The sequence below is a fragment of the Amycolatopsis sp. WAC 01375 genome (assembly GCF_003947325.1).
Lineage (GTDB): Bacteria > Actinomycetota > Actinomycetes > Mycobacteriales > Pseudonocardiaceae > Amycolatopsis.
Genome location: NZ_QHHW01000036.1, coordinates 388,162 through 404,500 on the forward strand (window position 1 = coordinate 388,162; position 16,339 = coordinate 404,500).

At 70.3% G+C, this 16,339-nt stretch carries 5 protein-coding genes; all 5 read right to left on the bottom strand.

The genetic code is table 11. From position 1 onward, the window contains the following. Positions 1-14 precede the first annotated feature (14 nt). The gene (locus tag DL991_RS24725; protein WP_125786710.1) at positions 15-14,777 is read right to left on the bottom strand and encodes a toxin glutamine deamidase domain-containing protein; all 14,763 of its coding nucleotides are present in this window, start codon (positions 14,775-14,777) and stop codon (positions 15-17) included. A 15-nt stretch (positions 14,778-14,792) separates the two neighbouring features. Next, the gene (locus DL991_RS24730; protein WP_125786711.1) at positions 14,793-15,119 is read right to left on the bottom strand and encodes a hypothetical protein; all 327 of its coding nucleotides are present in this window, start codon (positions 15,117-15,119) and stop codon (positions 14,793-14,795) included. Continuing rightward, positions 15,116-15,481 carry a YbaB/EbfC family nucleoid-associated protein gene (locus DL991_RS24735; protein WP_233598958.1) on the bottom strand — a complete coding sequence of 122 codons (366 nt, stop codon included), beginning with the start codon at positions 15,479-15,481 and terminating at the stop codon, positions 15,116-15,118. The genes DL991_RS24730 and DL991_RS24735 overlap by 4 nt, the downstream gene beginning before the upstream one ends. A gap of 146 nt (positions 15,482-15,627) precedes the next feature. Then, complete coding sequence (locus DL991_RS24740) at positions 15,628-15,930, bottom strand: hypothetical protein (RefSeq protein ID WP_125786712.1); 303 nt, start codon at positions 15,928-15,930, stop codon at positions 15,628-15,630. A gap of 15 nt (positions 15,931-15,945) precedes the next feature. Beyond that, complete coding sequence (locus DL991_RS24745; protein ID WP_125786713.1) at positions 15,946-16,263, bottom strand: hypothetical protein; 318 nt, start codon at positions 16,261-16,263, stop codon at positions 15,946-15,948. Between the last annotated feature and the right edge of the window lie 76 nt (positions 16,264-16,339).

A 16,339-nucleotide genomic window follows, 5' to 3' on the forward strand; every position in this document is an offset into this window, starting at 1 on the left:
GGTTTCCCTTCCGTCTAGAACTGGGGACCGGTGTCCACCTGGGAGACATCCACGCCCTGCTCGGCGAGGATGCTCAGCCCGGTCACCAACTGCTCTTTCTCCGGCTGGTAGTGCCCGCTCTCGCGGGTCAGCTTGATCAGCCTCCCGTTCACCACCCCGATGTGTCCGGCCACTGCGACGGGCTGCCCGGCGAGGAAGCTGGAATGGTGCAACTGGCCCGAGATCCACGTCGGCGACACGTACAGGTTCCCCTGCGGATCCATCGCGAAGATCGCGTGATCGAACGGCCCCGTGGTGGAGGACGTGTCCACCGGGGATCCGTCCCGCGCCCAATAGAGTTTGCCGTCCCGCACGAAAACCCGGTGCTCCTCCCTGCGTTCGGGTGAAAAGTACTCGACGACCATGGGGGCGAACGCCCGGTCCGGGTCGTTCGGATCGTCCTCACCCCGGAAGGTCGCTCGAAGTTCCGAGGCAGGCAACGGTTCGTCCCGGTGCAGCGGGCCGGGAACGTCCTCGATCGGGATCCAGTCGGCCTCGGGTTCGGCGAGCGGTGGCTCCGGCTCCTGATTGATCACCGCGTCGATGCGGGGCGGGAGCGGGTGGAAGGTCGTCGGCGGCAGGTTCAGGAAGTCGGGGGATGACCCGTCAGGATCGATCCCGGGGTCACCTGCTCCGCGTCCCGCCGGTCGATCCGGATCGTCCGCCGGTCGGTCCCCCGCTGGTTCGGGCCGTCGAATTCCAGGCCGAGGATCCGGATCCGGGCGTCCGTCGTCCGGTGCCGGAGGTTCGAACCGCTCTCCAGCGTCCCTTGCCGCAACCGGCCGACCACCAGGATCCCGTCCCTGCCCGGCAGATCGAAGGTCTTCTCCACCTCGAACATCGTCGTCGTCATGATTTCGGAACCTTTCCAGGGCGGGCCCTTCGCTGGCTTCCGCCTCTTCTTCGAGACTTTCGCGCGTCTGCTCGGTCGGCGTGATCCCGGCTCGAAGCTGGCGCACGTGCGTCATCTCGTGTGCCAGCACCGCCACCAGGGTCTCGACGTCGGCGAAACCGGCCGGGCCGAGCCAAATGGTCTTGCCCCCCGACTCCGGCGGAGTCGACGCACAGGCGCCCACTTCGTCGAGATACTCGATCACCTCAGGCGTCTCGACCAGCTGGACGTGGACGCCGGTCAGATCGATGCCGGCGGCTTCGGCCGTGCGGGCGACGGTCTCCTGGGTCCGCGGCAGGCCGTCGCCGCTGTCGAGAATGTCCCGGTTGCTCCGGACGGCCCGGCGGCTGAACAAATCGGGCGGCGGGCCGGGATCCCTGGCCGCGACCACTTCGAAGTCCGTGGAGCCCGTCTGGCGCAGCACCACGTCCGCACCGATCCCGACGAGCCCCTCGGCCAGTCGCGAAGTGAGCCCCTCGGCGAACAGGTACACCAGTTTGGTGCCGGGCGGGGCCGCCGCCCGGTCACGGGTGATCCGGCCGGAAAAGACATCGAAGCTCGGAACTCCGGGTGATCCGGCGTTCACCACGTCGATCCGTACCGCCGTCCCGTCGGCCAGCGTGCCGTGCAGGACGGCGGGCCTGCCGGCGTCGACGCCCTCGATCACCAGCCCGGGCAACGCCAGCCCGGCCAGCCGCCCGCCGTCCACTTCGCCCAGCGCCCATGCGACCTGGCCGGGATCGGCGGGGCGAACGGGCACGTCGGGCACCGGCGGCGATTCGACCGGGCGGCCGCGCCGTTCCGGCAGGTTGTCCTTCGCCGCCTCGCCATAGGTGATCGGCAGCAGGGATATCGAAAGTGGATGCGCCGGCAACAGCATCAAGGTTCCGGGCACCGGGGACAGGAAAACGACCCCGCCGTCGGTCCACCGCACCAGGCCCCACTTCTCCACGACTTCCCCGGACCGGGGATGGGCGTAGGTCAGCCGCAGCGCGGCGGTCGGCGGCAGCGGGGAGGGACTCGACGCGGCCCACCACGCGCCGTGGATTTCGTCGATGACGCTGTCGTAGCTGTCGTGGGCTTCCCAGGACCCGTGGAGTCGCTCGGCGACATAGGTTTCCCCGTCCACCCGCCACATGTCTTCGGGCCGGACCGGTTCGACCTTCATCTCCTGGCCGAGCATGCCGCGGAAATAGCCGACGACAGCCTGCGGGCCGTTGGTCTGCCAGCCTTCTCCATAGGCGTCGGGGCTGGTGAAGTTCGGGTTGACCTCGCGCAGCAGTGGATGATGGGTCTCGATCTGCCACGCCTGTTCGTCCGGCGTCACCACTCCCGCGTGGATCGCGGGCAAAGCATTGACCTCGCTCGTCCGCGCCAGCGGCGAGAGCTCGGGCATCCGGAAGTACTTCAGGGCTTCCGGATGTTCCTGCGCCCACCGCACCAGTTCGGGATCGTAGGTCGCCCCTGCCGAGATCTGCCGCGCGCTGTGCATCATGCCGTACGCCGTCTCGAACAACGAGATCCAGCGCGTCAGGCCGGACGCCGGCCGCGGCGGGCCGTTCACGATGTTCGTCGCCGCCGTCACGATCCCACGCGTGTGCCGGTGCCACGCGGGCTCGACGCTGGGCGGAGTCATCCCGCGGGTCAGCGCCGCGACGTCGCGATACACCTTCCAACGGCGTCCGCCTGCGGAGGTGCCGCGCGGGGGCGGGGCGCCGGTCGCCGGGTTCGGCGCGGGCACCGCCGCGTCCGATCTCCTCGGACCGTCCTGCTCGGACGGCTCCGGGTTGATCACATCGTCGATGCCCTTCGGCGCGACGGGATCCTTGTGGAGCCGGGCGAACTGCTCACGGGCCGAGGCGATCGCCTGCGCGTAGGCGTTGCGCAGCAGGAAAGGCACCGGACGGCCGGCCCACCGGCGAGCCTCCTCACCGTTGTCCTCGGTGATGAGCACCCGGAATCCGTCGCGGTAGCCCGCCAGGTCGGCGAACAGGGTGATCTGCCCGTCGATGAAGTAGACCTCGCCGTCCAGATTGGCCACGTTGAACAGATGCGTGACGCCGGCGCGCTCGCCGTGCACGATCGCGCGGGCACCAGGGCCGAGCGCACGCAGCCGTTGCGCCACATCGTTGGCCGACGCCATCGGGACGAACCGCGCCCCGGTGACCCTGGCCGCCATGGCGACCCTGTCGGCCCAGCCCTCCCTGCCGGTCAGCCCGGCCAGTGTGCGCGGCGGGACCACCCGTCCCGGCGGCCTGCCCGCCGCCCGATCGGCGAGATGCCGGTCGGTGAGCACGGCTGCCACCTGGCAGGGCACCAACTCGCCGGGTTCGCCGCCGACCGCGTCCCGCAGGCCGGGCAACAGCTGACGTACCTGCTGCGGGTTGCTGTTGCCCCGGTGCACCCCGTCGAAGACGTCATCGAGCCGCAGCGGGTTCTCGGCGAGCGCGTTGTACCGCTGGATCGCCTCGACGAGTTCGTTGCGCGCCACCACTTCCGGGCGGGTCTGCCCGGTCGTGGCCGCCCAGTCCCCGGCCCTGGTAAGCCGGTCCGCGGCGGCACCGACGGCCTCCAGCGCCACCAGCCGGTCCGGCAGCGTGGTGAGCTCTCCCGGTTGGTCCAGAAGGTCCAGGTAGGCAGCAGCGGCGGCGGCCTTGAGCTGTCCTGGCACCGAAAACGGAGCGGCTTCGGACGGCGGTACGGCGGGCGCCATCTCCCTCGCCAGGTCGGCGATCTGCCTCGGATGCCACCACTGTCGCTGCCCGTCGGGCTGGTCCTGGGACTCGGCGAGCCCACGGTCCAGCAGCCGGAACAGGTACCGCTCGAGCGCGTCGGCCCTGGCCCGCGCCTCGGCCCTCCGCAACTCGGCGGCAGGCCCGGCGGCGGCGTCCTCGGCGGCGAATTCCCGTTCCGTCAACGATCGGTGGAACAACGGGATCAGCGTTTCGGCCGCGGCGGCCACCGCGTACGGGCCAAGACCGCCGATGCCGAACAACGTGAAGCCCGCCGTGGTGGCGCCGAGAGAGGCGGAGGCGATCACCAGGTCGGTGGTCAGCCAGGTTTTCGACGCGAGCCACGGCGGCGGATCGCCATCGGGCTCGGTGTCCGGCTCCGCTTCGGGCGCGGACAGGCCGTGCTCCGCCAAGCCGTGCTCAGCTAAAAAGTGGCTGAGCCGGTCGCGGTCCGCCTGCTGTGGCGCGGTTTCGGCGAGCCGGTTCAGCGCCGCACGCAACACCCGAGTGCGCAGTTCGCTGTGCTCGTCCACCTCCGCCAGCAGGTCGTGCAGCCTGCGGTCGTGCTCGGCCTCCTGCGCGGCCCGGTACGCGCTGTGCCCGGTCACCCCGCCGGCGATGGTGCCGACGATCGCCTGGAGCACCCCGAGCCCGAGGTATTCCAGGTAGCCGGTGAACATCGCGGACAGCCAGGTCGGGTCCGACGTGTCCGGCAGATTCCGGTCCGGGATGCGGTAGCCGATCGGCGACAGCGCCGAATCGTTGCCCACGCCGGTGAAGGTCGCCAGCGGGCTCACCCGGTGCCGGGGTCCGCTCGCCTCCCCCGGTTCGGCCGCGGGCACCGGGGTATCCGCCAGCCTTTCCTCGATCAGATCGAGGAAGGCGTGACCGAACTCGGCCAGCTCCCGTTCGTTGTCCGCGGTCGCTTGATCGGTCTCGTCCAGCCGCTCCGATGCCCGTGCCACCCGCTCGTCCTGGCGGCGCCGTCCCCGGAACGCCTCGGCGAACGACCCGAACACGGCGGGCGCCCAGAGCGTCGCGAGAAGCGCGCCGGCCATCATCGGCTGCATGCCGATCGAGGCCATCGCGAGCGTGCCGAGCGATCCGGCGGAGACACCGGCCGCCCGGCGCACCGCGTACGGCGTCAGGCCGACGTACTCGGCATCCGGATGCTCGGTCCCTGGCGTTTCCGATCGTGGTGTGGCCTCCGGCGACGGTGTTCCGCTCCGCAGCCGGCCGGAAATCGCGGTCCAGCGGTCGAAAAGCGGGCGGAAGAGGGCCTCCCGCCTGGCCGCGGCCCGCTCGGCGACCGCCCGCTCTACGGGTGCTTTCGCCGCTTTCTCCGCGTTGACCTCGCGGGCCACGACCGACCGGTCATAGAGGCCGGCGGCCAGCGAGCGCGCGGCCGCGCCGCTGATCATCGCGGCCGCGACCACCGGCGCGGTGGCCACGATGGCGCCGCCGAAAGCGACCGACGACGTGCTGCCGGCGAGCAGCCGGGTGATCGCGTAGTCGAGTCTGCCCGCATAGCCATCGGGCGCCGGTGCGTACCGGCGCACCACCTCGCGCATCCGCTCGTCCGGCAGCGCGGCCAGCCGCCGTGCGGCGCCGGGGTCGCCCGGCCGCAGGCCCATGTCCGCGATCAACGCCCGCAGTGCGGCGCTCAGCCCGGATCGCCGGAGTGGCAGCGGATTGCCTGCCAGCGCACTGCCGAACGCCAGCAGCCGCGCGGCCCGCCCGTGATCGGCCGGACTCAGCAACGGGTCCGCGGTGGGATCGGCGGTGGCGCTGAGGAAGTCCTCGCCGTGCGGCGTCCCGGACAGCTCGGCCGCCGCCGCACCCAGCGCCCTCGCGACCGCGTCGCGCGTCGCGTCCTCGGTGGCGAACTCGGAGATCTCGATCTCCAGCGAGTTCTGCGCGGTGTCCACTCTGTACTGGGCGACCTGGCCGGGACTCGGCGTTCCCGCTCGCACGGTGACGTCGAACGTGTTCCCGGCCGGGCCGGTGACCACGTATCGGCGGCCGTTCGCGGAGCGCTCGACCGCTCGCATACCGGCGTCCGGCACCGCGCGCCCCACCGCGTGCCGCGCGTCGGCGCGCACCCCGACGGGATCGGGATTCTTCTGCGGCGGCAACGAATCCGAGGCAGGCAGACCGACGGGTCCAGCGTCCGGCGGCGTCGTCCGCGGAGTGGCCGTCCCGCCCTGCGTATCCGGCGGATCCGTCCCGGGATCCGGCCGGTTCGACGGACCTGCCGGACGTGGGGGCGTCGGTGGCGTCGGTCCCGGCGACGGCGCACCGCCGGGATCGTCGTCCGGCGTATCGGGGTCGTCGGGGTTCTCGTCGGGCTTGTTTTCGGGATCACTGCCCGTCCCGATGAGCTTCGGTGCCCGAGTGTGCGGCAGGCTCAGGTCGACGGCCGCGCCGACGCCGAGCACCGGGATGTTCGACGTGTACACGAGACCCGCGGGGGTCCGCGCCTCGTAGATCCCGTGCACCCGGTCCAAGGCGGCTCGCACGACGTAGATCACCGGACCGGACACGGCGAGCGCGGTGCCCGCGGCGGCGACCAGCGGCGCCGAGGACAGGCCCATCATGCCCAGCCCGACCAGCGAGGACGCGGTGACCCAGAGGGCCGCCGGGCCTTTGCGAGCGGCCTGGCGGCCCAGCCGGAGCTCCAGCTCGGCACCGAGTTTGGAGATGTAGAGGGTGGCGCCGGTCAGGGTCGTCGCGGCGAGCGCCTTCAGCCACTCCCCCTGACTCACCTCGAGCGCGACCAGCATGCCGTTGGCCACGGTCAGCACCGGGAACGCGAGTGCGTTCTGAATCCTGCGGTACAGCGGCCGGAGCGCGTTGTCGTAGCCGGCGATCCCCCCGATGGCGTTGGACAGCGCGGTGGAAAGGAACAGTCCGTCCGCGATCGCGTAGGTCCCCGCGACCGCGGCCGCCAGCCCGGTCAGGCTGGTCGCTTGGGCGAGATGTACCGGCAGATTGACCAGGAAGGTGCCCGCGAGGCCGGCGGCCATCAGCTTGCCGAGCCTGCCCGCGTGCGGGTTCATCTTGTTCATCGACTCGGGTGCGGCGCCGTACGGCCTGCCGACCTCGTTCAGGTAGCGCGAAACCTCGAGGCTCACGTCTTCCTGGCGCTGCGACGGGCGTTCGCCGATCGCCAGCGGGGTGTGGATGATGGCCTGCAGGTTGATCAGGAACTGCCGGGTCCTCACGTCGACTTCGCCCCGCACCTCCTCCAGGACGGTGTCGAACCAGCCGAGCGGATTGACGTCGTACTCCAGGTAATCCCGGATCATCCTGGCGAGCGCCTCGGCCGACCGCTGGTCGAGCCTGCCGCGTTCGAGCATCCCTTCCAGGCTCACCCGGTTGCTCTGGGCGTGCCCGGTCTTCGCGATGTTGAGCATCCCGCGGACGACGAAGGCCGCGTTGCCCGCCACGATGCTCACCCCCGCCGACAGCGCGAAGGGAACGCCCATCGTCGCGCCCACTCCCAGCATGGTCGCCGCGGCGGCCCCGGCCACCGCCCAGCCCTTCAGGTCACGGCCGAGCCAGGCCGAGCGCAGCGTGGCGATCTTCTCGAGCGCCGTGAGCTGTTTTCGTTCGGTCCTCTCCACACTCTCGATCAGCGACGCGAGCATGGCGTCCCGTTCGGCGGGTGCCAACGGCAGCGTGGCGAGCCGTCCGGGGGTCATGGCCAGTCGCGCACGGGAGAGCTCTCCCGCGGCCAGGGCCGCCCTGATGCGCTCGCCCGCGATCAGTGCCTGGGCGGTGACCGGGCGGCTGAGGAGCGCGTCGGCCCCGCTCACCGGTCGCAGTCCACCTCGTTCGGTCCAGCGCTGCTTCAGCTTCTCGAAGGCGGACTTGACCCCCGCCGCGGTTTCCGTGGCGGAGACCCTGGCCGCGGCCGCCTGCAGCCGCAGCGGATTGGCGTTCGCGTCGCGTCCGGGATCGGCGGCGGTGTACCAGAGCTTCATCGTCCGCAATTGCGGATTCGCCAGCCACGGCTGGTCTTTCGCACGTTGTTCGTCGGTGAGATCCAGCCCGGACAACGGCCCGCGCGCCTGATAGGCGGGGTCCGCGACCCAGCCCTCGGCGATTCTCGCCTCGACCCATTCGTCCACCTTGCGCTGCCAATGCGGGCCGAACGACTCGATGAACCCGTCCCAGGCTCCGGACAGGATCTCGTTGAACACGAACGCGGTGACCCGCTGCCCCGCCTCCTCGTGCATCCGGGCGAAGTTGCCATGCAGGATCTTCGCGACCGCCGCTTCTCCGCCGGGCCTCCGAGCGGCCTCGGCGAACAGTGGATCCATCTCGTTGCGGTGGCGGACGTAGTGCGCACCGGGTTGCGGATTCACCGTGTCGGTACCGAAGATGAGCCGATCCTGGTTCACGATCAGGAACCGGATCAACGCCTCCCTGACCTCGGGAGCCGCCTTCGCGTGCTGCGCGAGGACGTTCCAGGAGATGTCCATGGCGGTGTCCGTGGTGTCGAGCAGCCATTGCAACCGCTCGATGTGTTCGACGGTGAGCGTGGTCCAGTGCCCGAGGCCGAGATGCGCCCAGATCACTTTCGCGCCGGCGAGGTTCTCCTGCTGGAGGAGGTAGGCCATCGGGCCGAGGTTGCGCCCGTCCGACGGGCTCGCCACGTACATCCCGTTGCCGCGCAACCTGGCAAGGCCCATGTCGTCGTGCAGGATCAGCACCTGTCCGGTGGCGGCGATGGTCTCCAGCAGTTCGACGGTGTTCGGGTTGTACATCTCCGGCGGGCTTTCCGGCAGGCTCCGCAGTTCGGCGCCCAGCCCGGCCGCCCTCAGCAAGGCCTTGATCCGCCCGGCGTTCTCGATGAGGGAGTCGTAGAAGTCCAGTTCGGCCAGGTCGCTCGGGCTGCCGTCCACCGGGAACAGCTCGGCCATCGGCGAACCTTCCGCCAGGTACGCGGCGAAGAACTCCGGCCCGATCCGTCCCTTGTGGATCGATTCCTGGACGAGTTCCGCCGCGGCGAGCAGCTTCCCGAAGTAGTCGACCCACTCCGGGTTGATCACCTCGCTCGCCTGCCGCCCGAGCATCGACTGGACCATTTCCTTCACGAAAGTGGTCTCGGCGAGGTAGCGGGCCGCGTCGCCGAACAGGACGGCCATCGCCATCAGGTAGCCGCCGACCCCGGGAATGTCCACTCTGGCTCCGGAAACACCGGGGAACCAGTGTGACTTCTGCTCTTCCGACATCCGGTCGCGTGCGGAGAAGAACCGCAGGTCGGAGAGCTGGCCGTGCAGGCCCAGCATCTTCTTGCCGAAGACGGTGGTCATCCGGACCACGTTGGTGAGGGCGTAATAGAAGGAACCGCTGGAACCACCGATCACGCCGAGCCCGCTCTGCGGAATCGGCGACGCCACCAGGATGTTCGGCAGTCCCTGACCGATCAGCCAGTTCACCAGGTCGCGATAGTCGACGTTGGCGGCGTCATACCCCTTCGGGTGCATGTGGACGTCGTGGAAGAAGTGGACGGGGCGAGGCTTGCCGAGCCGAAGCGCGAGCTCCTCCTCGACGCCGAGTTCCGTGGCTTTCGCCACGTAGTCCGGGCTGTCCGGATCGAGTGCGGCGAACTGGGCGCCCCGGCTCGGCGCGAGGGCGTCACGGCCGGTGACCCGGTCACCCACTCCGATCAGCCAGCCGCGGGCGTCGACGTAGGCGTCCACCACCGGCTTCCGGTTCCCCGGCAGGTTCTCCGCCCGCCGGGTGATGCCGGCGACCTCGCCGTCGAGGAGCTTGGCGATCCTGCCTATCTCCACATTGGACAGTCCTCGATCGGCTGCCCGTTCGATCGCCGGAACCAGTGCCCGGACGTACTCGGCGTGCGCCTCGGTGCGAGCGGCGTCGGCCAGGCGCATCCGTTCGATCGCCCGCTCCAGCCGGTCCTGCCGCGCGGCGACCTCGGCCCGCACGTCCTCGGTGGTTCCGTCCAGCGAAAGACCGGGCTCGGCGCCGGGCAGCAGCCGGTGTGTGGCCACGCTTTCGACCGGGAGGCCCAGCGCCTCGGCGACGTCGGCCCGGCCGCCCGAGGCGAGCAGGTGCGGCACCCACTCGGTCAGCGCGCGCATGTCTTCCCTCGCCGCCCGCAACTCGGCCATCGCGGCGTGGTAGGCGACTTCCGCCGCATACCGTGATTCCTCCACTGCCCGCGCCGAGGCGGCGAGTGCGGCGCGGATCCCCGCGAGGTCCCGGACGCTCCGGCCACGCGGGCGCGCCGGTTCCGGTACCGCCGGATCACCCTCCGGGTCGACCCGCGCCCTGGTGGCCACCGACCAGAGCTCGGCGACCTGTCGGGCGGCGGCCCGGCGGCGCGCCCATTCCGGTAACCCGTTCGCGACCGCCTCGTCACCGATTCGCGTCATCTCGCCCAGCGCGGCGTCTCTGGCCCGCTGCCATTCCCGCTCCGCGAACTCCAGCTCCTTCGCCGTGTCCTCGGTCTGCCTCAGCAGCTCCCCGTAATGCGTTCGGGTCTTGCCGAGGATCTCGGAGAAGTCGTCCAGTTCCTGGATCGACGGCATCAGCTCGCGCGGGACGCGCGAGCGCACCGAGGGATCGGTCACCATCGCGGCGACCATCGCCGGTGACATCCCGTAGGCCGCCGCCACGGCATCGATCAGCTGGTCCTGCCCGATGTTCGTGAGCTCGATTCCGCGCTGGACAAGCCATTTGACGTCCGGAAGCCGGTCATCGAGGCGTGCCGCGGCCCTGGCATACCGCTCCAGCGCGTGTGTCAGGGCCAGCTTCTGGGGCCGCGAGGCGCGGCCCACCTCGATCAGCGCGTCGATCAGCGCCAGACCCTTGCGCAGGTGCAGACCGGTGAAGGTGATCCGCGCGAAGGTGAGCCGGCCTTTGCGCCCGGCGGGCAGGTGCCGCGTTTCGATCGGCGGCAAGGCGGTGGTGGGGAACAGGGTTTCCGGTTCGAACAACGCGCGGGTGAAAGTATCGTCGCGGTGTACGTCCAGAGCGGACGGTTCGGCGCCCGCAGCCAGGTGGTAGCTCTGCACCACCACCGGCGATCCCGGTTCGTCCGAGGGATTCAGCTCGAGGGTGAGGGCCGGGACCGTCGACCCCGCGTAGTGGGAGCGTCCACCACCGTTCTCCCCGCGACCGTCGAGGCCGAACGGAACACCGGAGCGGAGCTGGTACCGGCCGAAGTGGTCACCGAGAATCTCTTGCTGCCGGGCGAGAACGTCGTCCGCGAAGATCTCATGGACGAACCGCTCGCGCCTGCCGGGAGTCATCGTGCCGTCGCGGAACTCCTTCCGGACCTGCCAGGCCCGGTTCCGTGACGAATCCGAATTCATCGTGGGTGCTTCGCCACGGGCCAGCCGCTCGAACTCTTGGATCGCGTTGTCGAACGCTGTCCGCAGCGCGGGGGCGATCCGGGTCCGGACCCGGGCGCCGTCCAGGACGCGTTCCACGTCGCGCGGGCGCAGCGGCCGCGAGTCGGCGGGAAGCAGGCCGTGTTCGAGCAGCAACAATCGGAGGTCGTTCCACGCCAGCCGCGACTTGCCGATCAACGCCCGCAGCGCGCGCTCGCTGTGCCTGCTCGAAGCCAGCTCGGCGTCGGTGAGGTCGCTGTCCGGGCTCGGATGGGTATCCCGAGCCGGGTTCTCCGGATGGTAGAAGCGTTGCGCCGCGGCCGACGGCGGTTCCGGCGCGGGCGGTCCCTCCTGGGGCCCCGGAGGTGTCCGGTCCGGCGGTGGCGCGGGTGGCGTCGGCGTGCCCTCCGTTCCCCTGGCCGCGACCTCGATGAACACCTGGAACCCGTCGTACTGGATGACACTGTCGGCGCCGTTCGCCACGGCTTGCTCCGCGAACCCGGGATCGACCCGGTTGGTGGCGAGCAGGACGATCTTCGGGCCGGGCCCGGCCAGTTCCCGTTGTTTCGCGGTCTGTACGAGGTCGGCCCCGACCAGCGCGGTCCGGTCCTTGACCTCGAAGCGGACCTCGGTGCCGTCCCCGAGCTCGCCGCGGATATCGATGTCGGTTCCGTCGCTGTTCCTGGCCTCCGTACCGGCCCGTCCGTCGTCGTCCACCGGCACCTCGAGACCGGTGATCCGCAGTCCTGGCAACCCGATCTGGTCCAGCAGCTGCCCGTCCAGCTTGGCCAGCGCCAGCGCGACGTCGGCAGCGGCATACTTCGCGCGGACGTTCTCGTAATTGGAATCGAGCGCGGTCTTCGGGATCTGGGTGTTGCCGTCCAGCACCCGTCGCGCCTTGCCCAGCTCTTCCCGCAGGCCCTCCTCGGCGGCCCGGACGTCCACGCCGAGCGCGGCGAGCTCGTCCAGCTTCGCCTGGATTGCCGCGGCCTCGAGCAGGATGCCCTTGCCCCGGTCCACCTTGGCCAGGTCGGCCGGAGTCGCCGCGCCTTTGACCGGTTTCCTGGCAGGGATCCGGTCGGCCAGGGCCGTCACCTGTTCGGCGAACGCGGCGAGCTGGTCGGCACTCATCGCGGAGACACGCTCGCCGAGCGAACGCCCCTTCGGCCCGGCGGACACCCGCCCGGCGAGATCGGTCAGCCGCTTCACCAGCTTGTCCGGATTCATCTTGGCCGCGAGACTCGCGACCGCCTCCCGCGCCGAGGGCGACAACGCGTCCCACGCCTCGGCCAGTTCGGGCGGCCTGGCCAGCAGGGGCGCGAGGCGGGCCAGGGTGGCCGCGGCCTCCGCCGGGTGCAGACGGGCGAGCAGCTCGGACATCGCCTCCCTCGCGGCCGGAACCGCGCCCCACAGCCGGTGCACCGCGGCCTCGGCGACCAGTCGATCACCCAGCTCCTGCCCCGTGAGAGCCGACATCTCGCCGAGGATCTCGCCGAGCGAACGGTCCATCCGGCCCGGCGAAAGGCGCGCCGCGAACTCCTGCGCCTGATCGGCCAGCGCGTCCGGATCGACCGAGCTCATCAGTTCGGTGATCGCTTGCCTCGCGGTCGGCGGCAGCAGGTCCCACACGGCGGCGAGCCGCGGCGGCACGCCGTCCGGGACTTCCGGCGATTCACCGGTGCCGGGCGGCGGGCCGGGCGGCCGCCGGGGCGGGTCGGCGGGCGGGTCGCCCTGCGTGCGCTGGGGCTCGGCGGCACGGCGCATCGTCGTATGGGCGGGCGCCGGGACCGGTTTTGCGGGCTGGGCGGGATTCGGCCGACTGGGCTGCTGCGCCTGCTGGGCCGCCGCGGCGGCCGGTGCGGCGGCGGCCAGGACCTGGCCGGTCCCAGGACCGGGGCCGGTACCGGTACTCCCGCCTGCCTCTCCGACCGGACCGTCCACAGTGGATTCAGGAGCTTCCTCCGGTTCCTGCTGTCGATCCTGTTCCGGGGTTTCGGATTCGGGCGGCCTCGGGCCGTCGTCGGGCTCCGGTGCGGCTTCCGGCTCACCCTTGCCGGGCTTCGCCGCGGTGCCCCGGTTCGGGACCGCGGGCGTCGAGCCCTGGTGCTGAGCCGCACCGGACTGAGGTGCGGTGGGCTGCGCCGAACCCGGTTGTGCCGCACCGGGTTGCGCGCCGGTCTGGGCCGTTACGGAAGGCGTCGACGCGGTCGCGGCCGGAGCGCCCGCCTGTGCCGAGGCGGTCGACGTGGCGGCCGCCGCCGGTGCCGAAGTGGCCTGGGCCGCCGAAGGGGCCGGAGCCGACGTGGCGGTAGCCGACGGCGTCGCACCGGGAGCGCCTGCCGTGGCCGTGGCCGGCGCCGCACCGACGGCGGTCGCCTGCGGCACCGAACCGGCCCCCGCCTGCGATACCGAGGAACCGATCGTGTGCTGCCCCGTCGACGAACCCACTCCGGCGTGCTGTCGCGCACCAGCGACCGACTCATCCATTGTGGACGAAGTGGTCGACTTGCCGTGACCACCACCGTCCGCGCCCGACGTGCCGACCAGTTCCCCGGTGGAGCGGCCGGGTTGGCCGGAGGCTGCCCCGGACTCGCCTTGCCCCAGCCCGACGCCGCTGTCTCCTTGCCCCAATGCGGTGTCGGCGCCCTTCCCCGCGCCGACGTCGGCCGACTCCGGCGCTTTCACCTCGCCCGGCGGGTCGGTCGGTGGCGGACCGCCCGACGAGGTTCCCATATCCGTCATCGGAGCCGGCTTCTGCAGCCCGAGTTTCTCCCTGCCGAATTCCATCACCTGCTCGCCGGCGAGATGCGCGTTCCCCCGGATCGGGCCGATCGCGGCCGAGGTGAGCCAGTTCTCCTTGATGGACTGCCCATAGCCGGCGAGGTCGGTGGGGACCCCGTTCCCGTCCATGATGCTTTGCGCGGCATGGCTGGAGATCGGCGACGACACCGCGTTCGTGCTCGCCGAGCTGACCGCCGTGGTCGCGTGTTTGCCGAGCCCGCTGTCCAGCGCGTTCTTGACGCCCGGATTCTTCCTGGCGAGAGCGCCGATGGCCTTGCCAGGCGCGCCGACGATGCCGCTGACCGGGGCGCCGATGGCACCGCCGAGCGCGTTGGTGGCGCTTTCCTTCCAGCTGAACCCGTCCTGGTTGCCCTGCCAGATGTTCAGGCCTTGCTCGATGCTGTTGGTGAAGACCTCGTCGGCCGCCTCGCGCACGGGAATCGTGGCGAGCTTGCCGAGCTTGCCGATTTTGTTCCCAGCCTGGGCGATCGACTTGGCGATCTCCACGATCCTGGCGACCCGCTTCGCCATCTTGGCGGCGAACAGCCACTGTCCGCCGGGGATCGCCGCCATGAGGGCGAAATCCAGGCTGGCGTGAATGATCTCCGACCAGATCTGGTTGCGCACCCGCCGGATCTGATCCGCGTAGTTGTGGCAGAACGTCGCCATCTTGCGCATGCTCACGACGAGATCCCGGTGGCCGGACCCGCCACCGCCGTACTCGCCGTCGTTGGCCTCCTTGATCCGCGCCTGGACGAAAGCGCCGTTCGCGTCCGGCCAGGTCTCGCGAAGCCGGTCGTGGACGGTCGACGATCGGAGGATGGCACCTTCCAGCAACGTCGCGGCTTTGTCCCACGCGTCACCGAGGTCGTCGGCCGCGTTCGGGTTGTCCGGCGGCCAGATGTCGTCGACGACGCCGCCCATCCATTCCCACGCCGCGACCGTCATGCTCCACAGATCAGCCATCGTCCGCGTACCCGCTCAGGATCCGAGCTGGTCGGTCGCCTCGGTCTGCGCGCTCTCGTAGATCTTGACGCCGCTCTCCGCGTTGGTGGCCAAGTTGCCGAAGTTGTCGTCGACCCCGTTCGCGCTCTCGACGAGACCGGGGGTGTTGTCCGCGCAGTCCTGGAACGCCTCGCCCAGCTTCCCGAAACCCAGCAGCGGGGTGATGTCCTCGATGGCCTTGCGGCATTTCGCCCACTCGGTCTCGAAGTCGGTACCCGCGGCCCTCAGATTCGTCAGCTCCTGCCGGGTCGGCTGGAAGAAGATGTCGACCTTGCCATCGTTGTTCCCGTCCATCCCGCTCATCGGCCGTAGCCCCGCTCCGGCCGATCCAACCGGCGCAGCACCGGATCGAACCGGAGATCGACGGCGTCGGCGTCCATACCGGGCGGCAGGAAACCCGCCGCGATCGCCAGTCCCTGTTCGGTCGACGACTCGACCGCCTCGTGGATGGTGTCGGTGATGTCCTTGGCCAGCGCGGCCGAGTCGGCCGTGCGGTAGATGCGCGGATCGAGCGACAGTTCGAGAAGTTCACCGGCGCCACCGACGGTAGCGCTGATCAACCCGTCGTCGGATTCGGCGGTGGCCCGGATCTCGGCCATGCGCCGTTGCATGGTCCGCACGTCTTCGGCCAGCTGTTCGTAGTCCGCGTACATGTCCGGCTCCACGGTTCCTCCCTTGACACGTAAGGCCAGTCTCACCCGGGTGCGGGGACGCCGGGCACGCCTGGCCGCTTCCGGCCAAGCACGAACCCCGCCGCCCAAAAGGAAACCCCGGCGAGCCGTGGCACGCCGGGGTTCCGTCGTCTCGGCCGCTAGATGCCGATGATGTTGCTGACCTGCGTCTCGCACGTCTGCGCGATGTTCACGACATTGCCGTACGAACCGGCGGTACCGTGCGCGTCGTCCGCGTAAGAACCGGTGTTCTTGGCCGTCTGCGCGTACAGGAGGCTCATTTCCTCGCTGTTGCTACCGTTCCAGGCGAAACCCGCGACGTTGCGCATGGCACTCAGATCGTCCTCGGCCGCCTGGCCGAGGTCGGTGGCCATCCTGTTCATATCGTCTTGGGCCGCGCCGACGATGTGGTACACGGTCTTGTAGTGGTCGTCCATCGACATGGGGAAACCTCCTTGCTAAGACGGGTTGATGGCCTTGGCGATCATCGCCTGTTGGGCTTCGGCCGCGAACCCGCCCGAAACCTTGACGACCGAGTTCCCCGAGTCGACGAGTTGCTGGGCGAACGGCTGAACCTGATTGGTGAAGAGGTCCACGCGGCCCATGTTGCCGGTGACACCTGCCTGCTTCACCGCTCCGCCCAGCCCCTCGTTGAGGGCATCGAGATCTCGCGCGGCGTGCGCGCGATGCGCGGCGACCTGTTGCTGGATGCTGTCATCGGTCTTGTTGACCAGGTTCTGCACGACCGGTAACTGAATATCGACGAGACCGCTCATACGTCCCTCTCTTCTCTTCCGAAATGACCCTTGAGCCCCAAGCTAGCCAGCGAACCGGCGCGACCGGCGGGGTTCG

Coding starts and splice junctions, on each gene's coding strand:
- DL991_RS24725 (WP_125786710.1), bottom strand. CDS start 14,777: ATGGCTGATCTGTGGAGCATGACGGTCGCGGCGTGGGAATGGATGGGC.
- DL991_RS24730 (WP_125786711.1), bottom strand. CDS start 15,119: ATGAGCGGGATGGACGGGAACAACGATGGCAAGGTCGACATCTTCTTC.
- DL991_RS24740 (WP_125786712.1), bottom strand. CDS start 15,930: ATGTCGATGGACGACCACTACAAGACCGTGTACCACATCGTCGGCGCG.
- DL991_RS24745 (WP_125786713.1), bottom strand. CDS start 16,263: ATGAGCGGTCTCGTCGATATTCAGTTACCGGTCGTGCAGAACCTGGTC.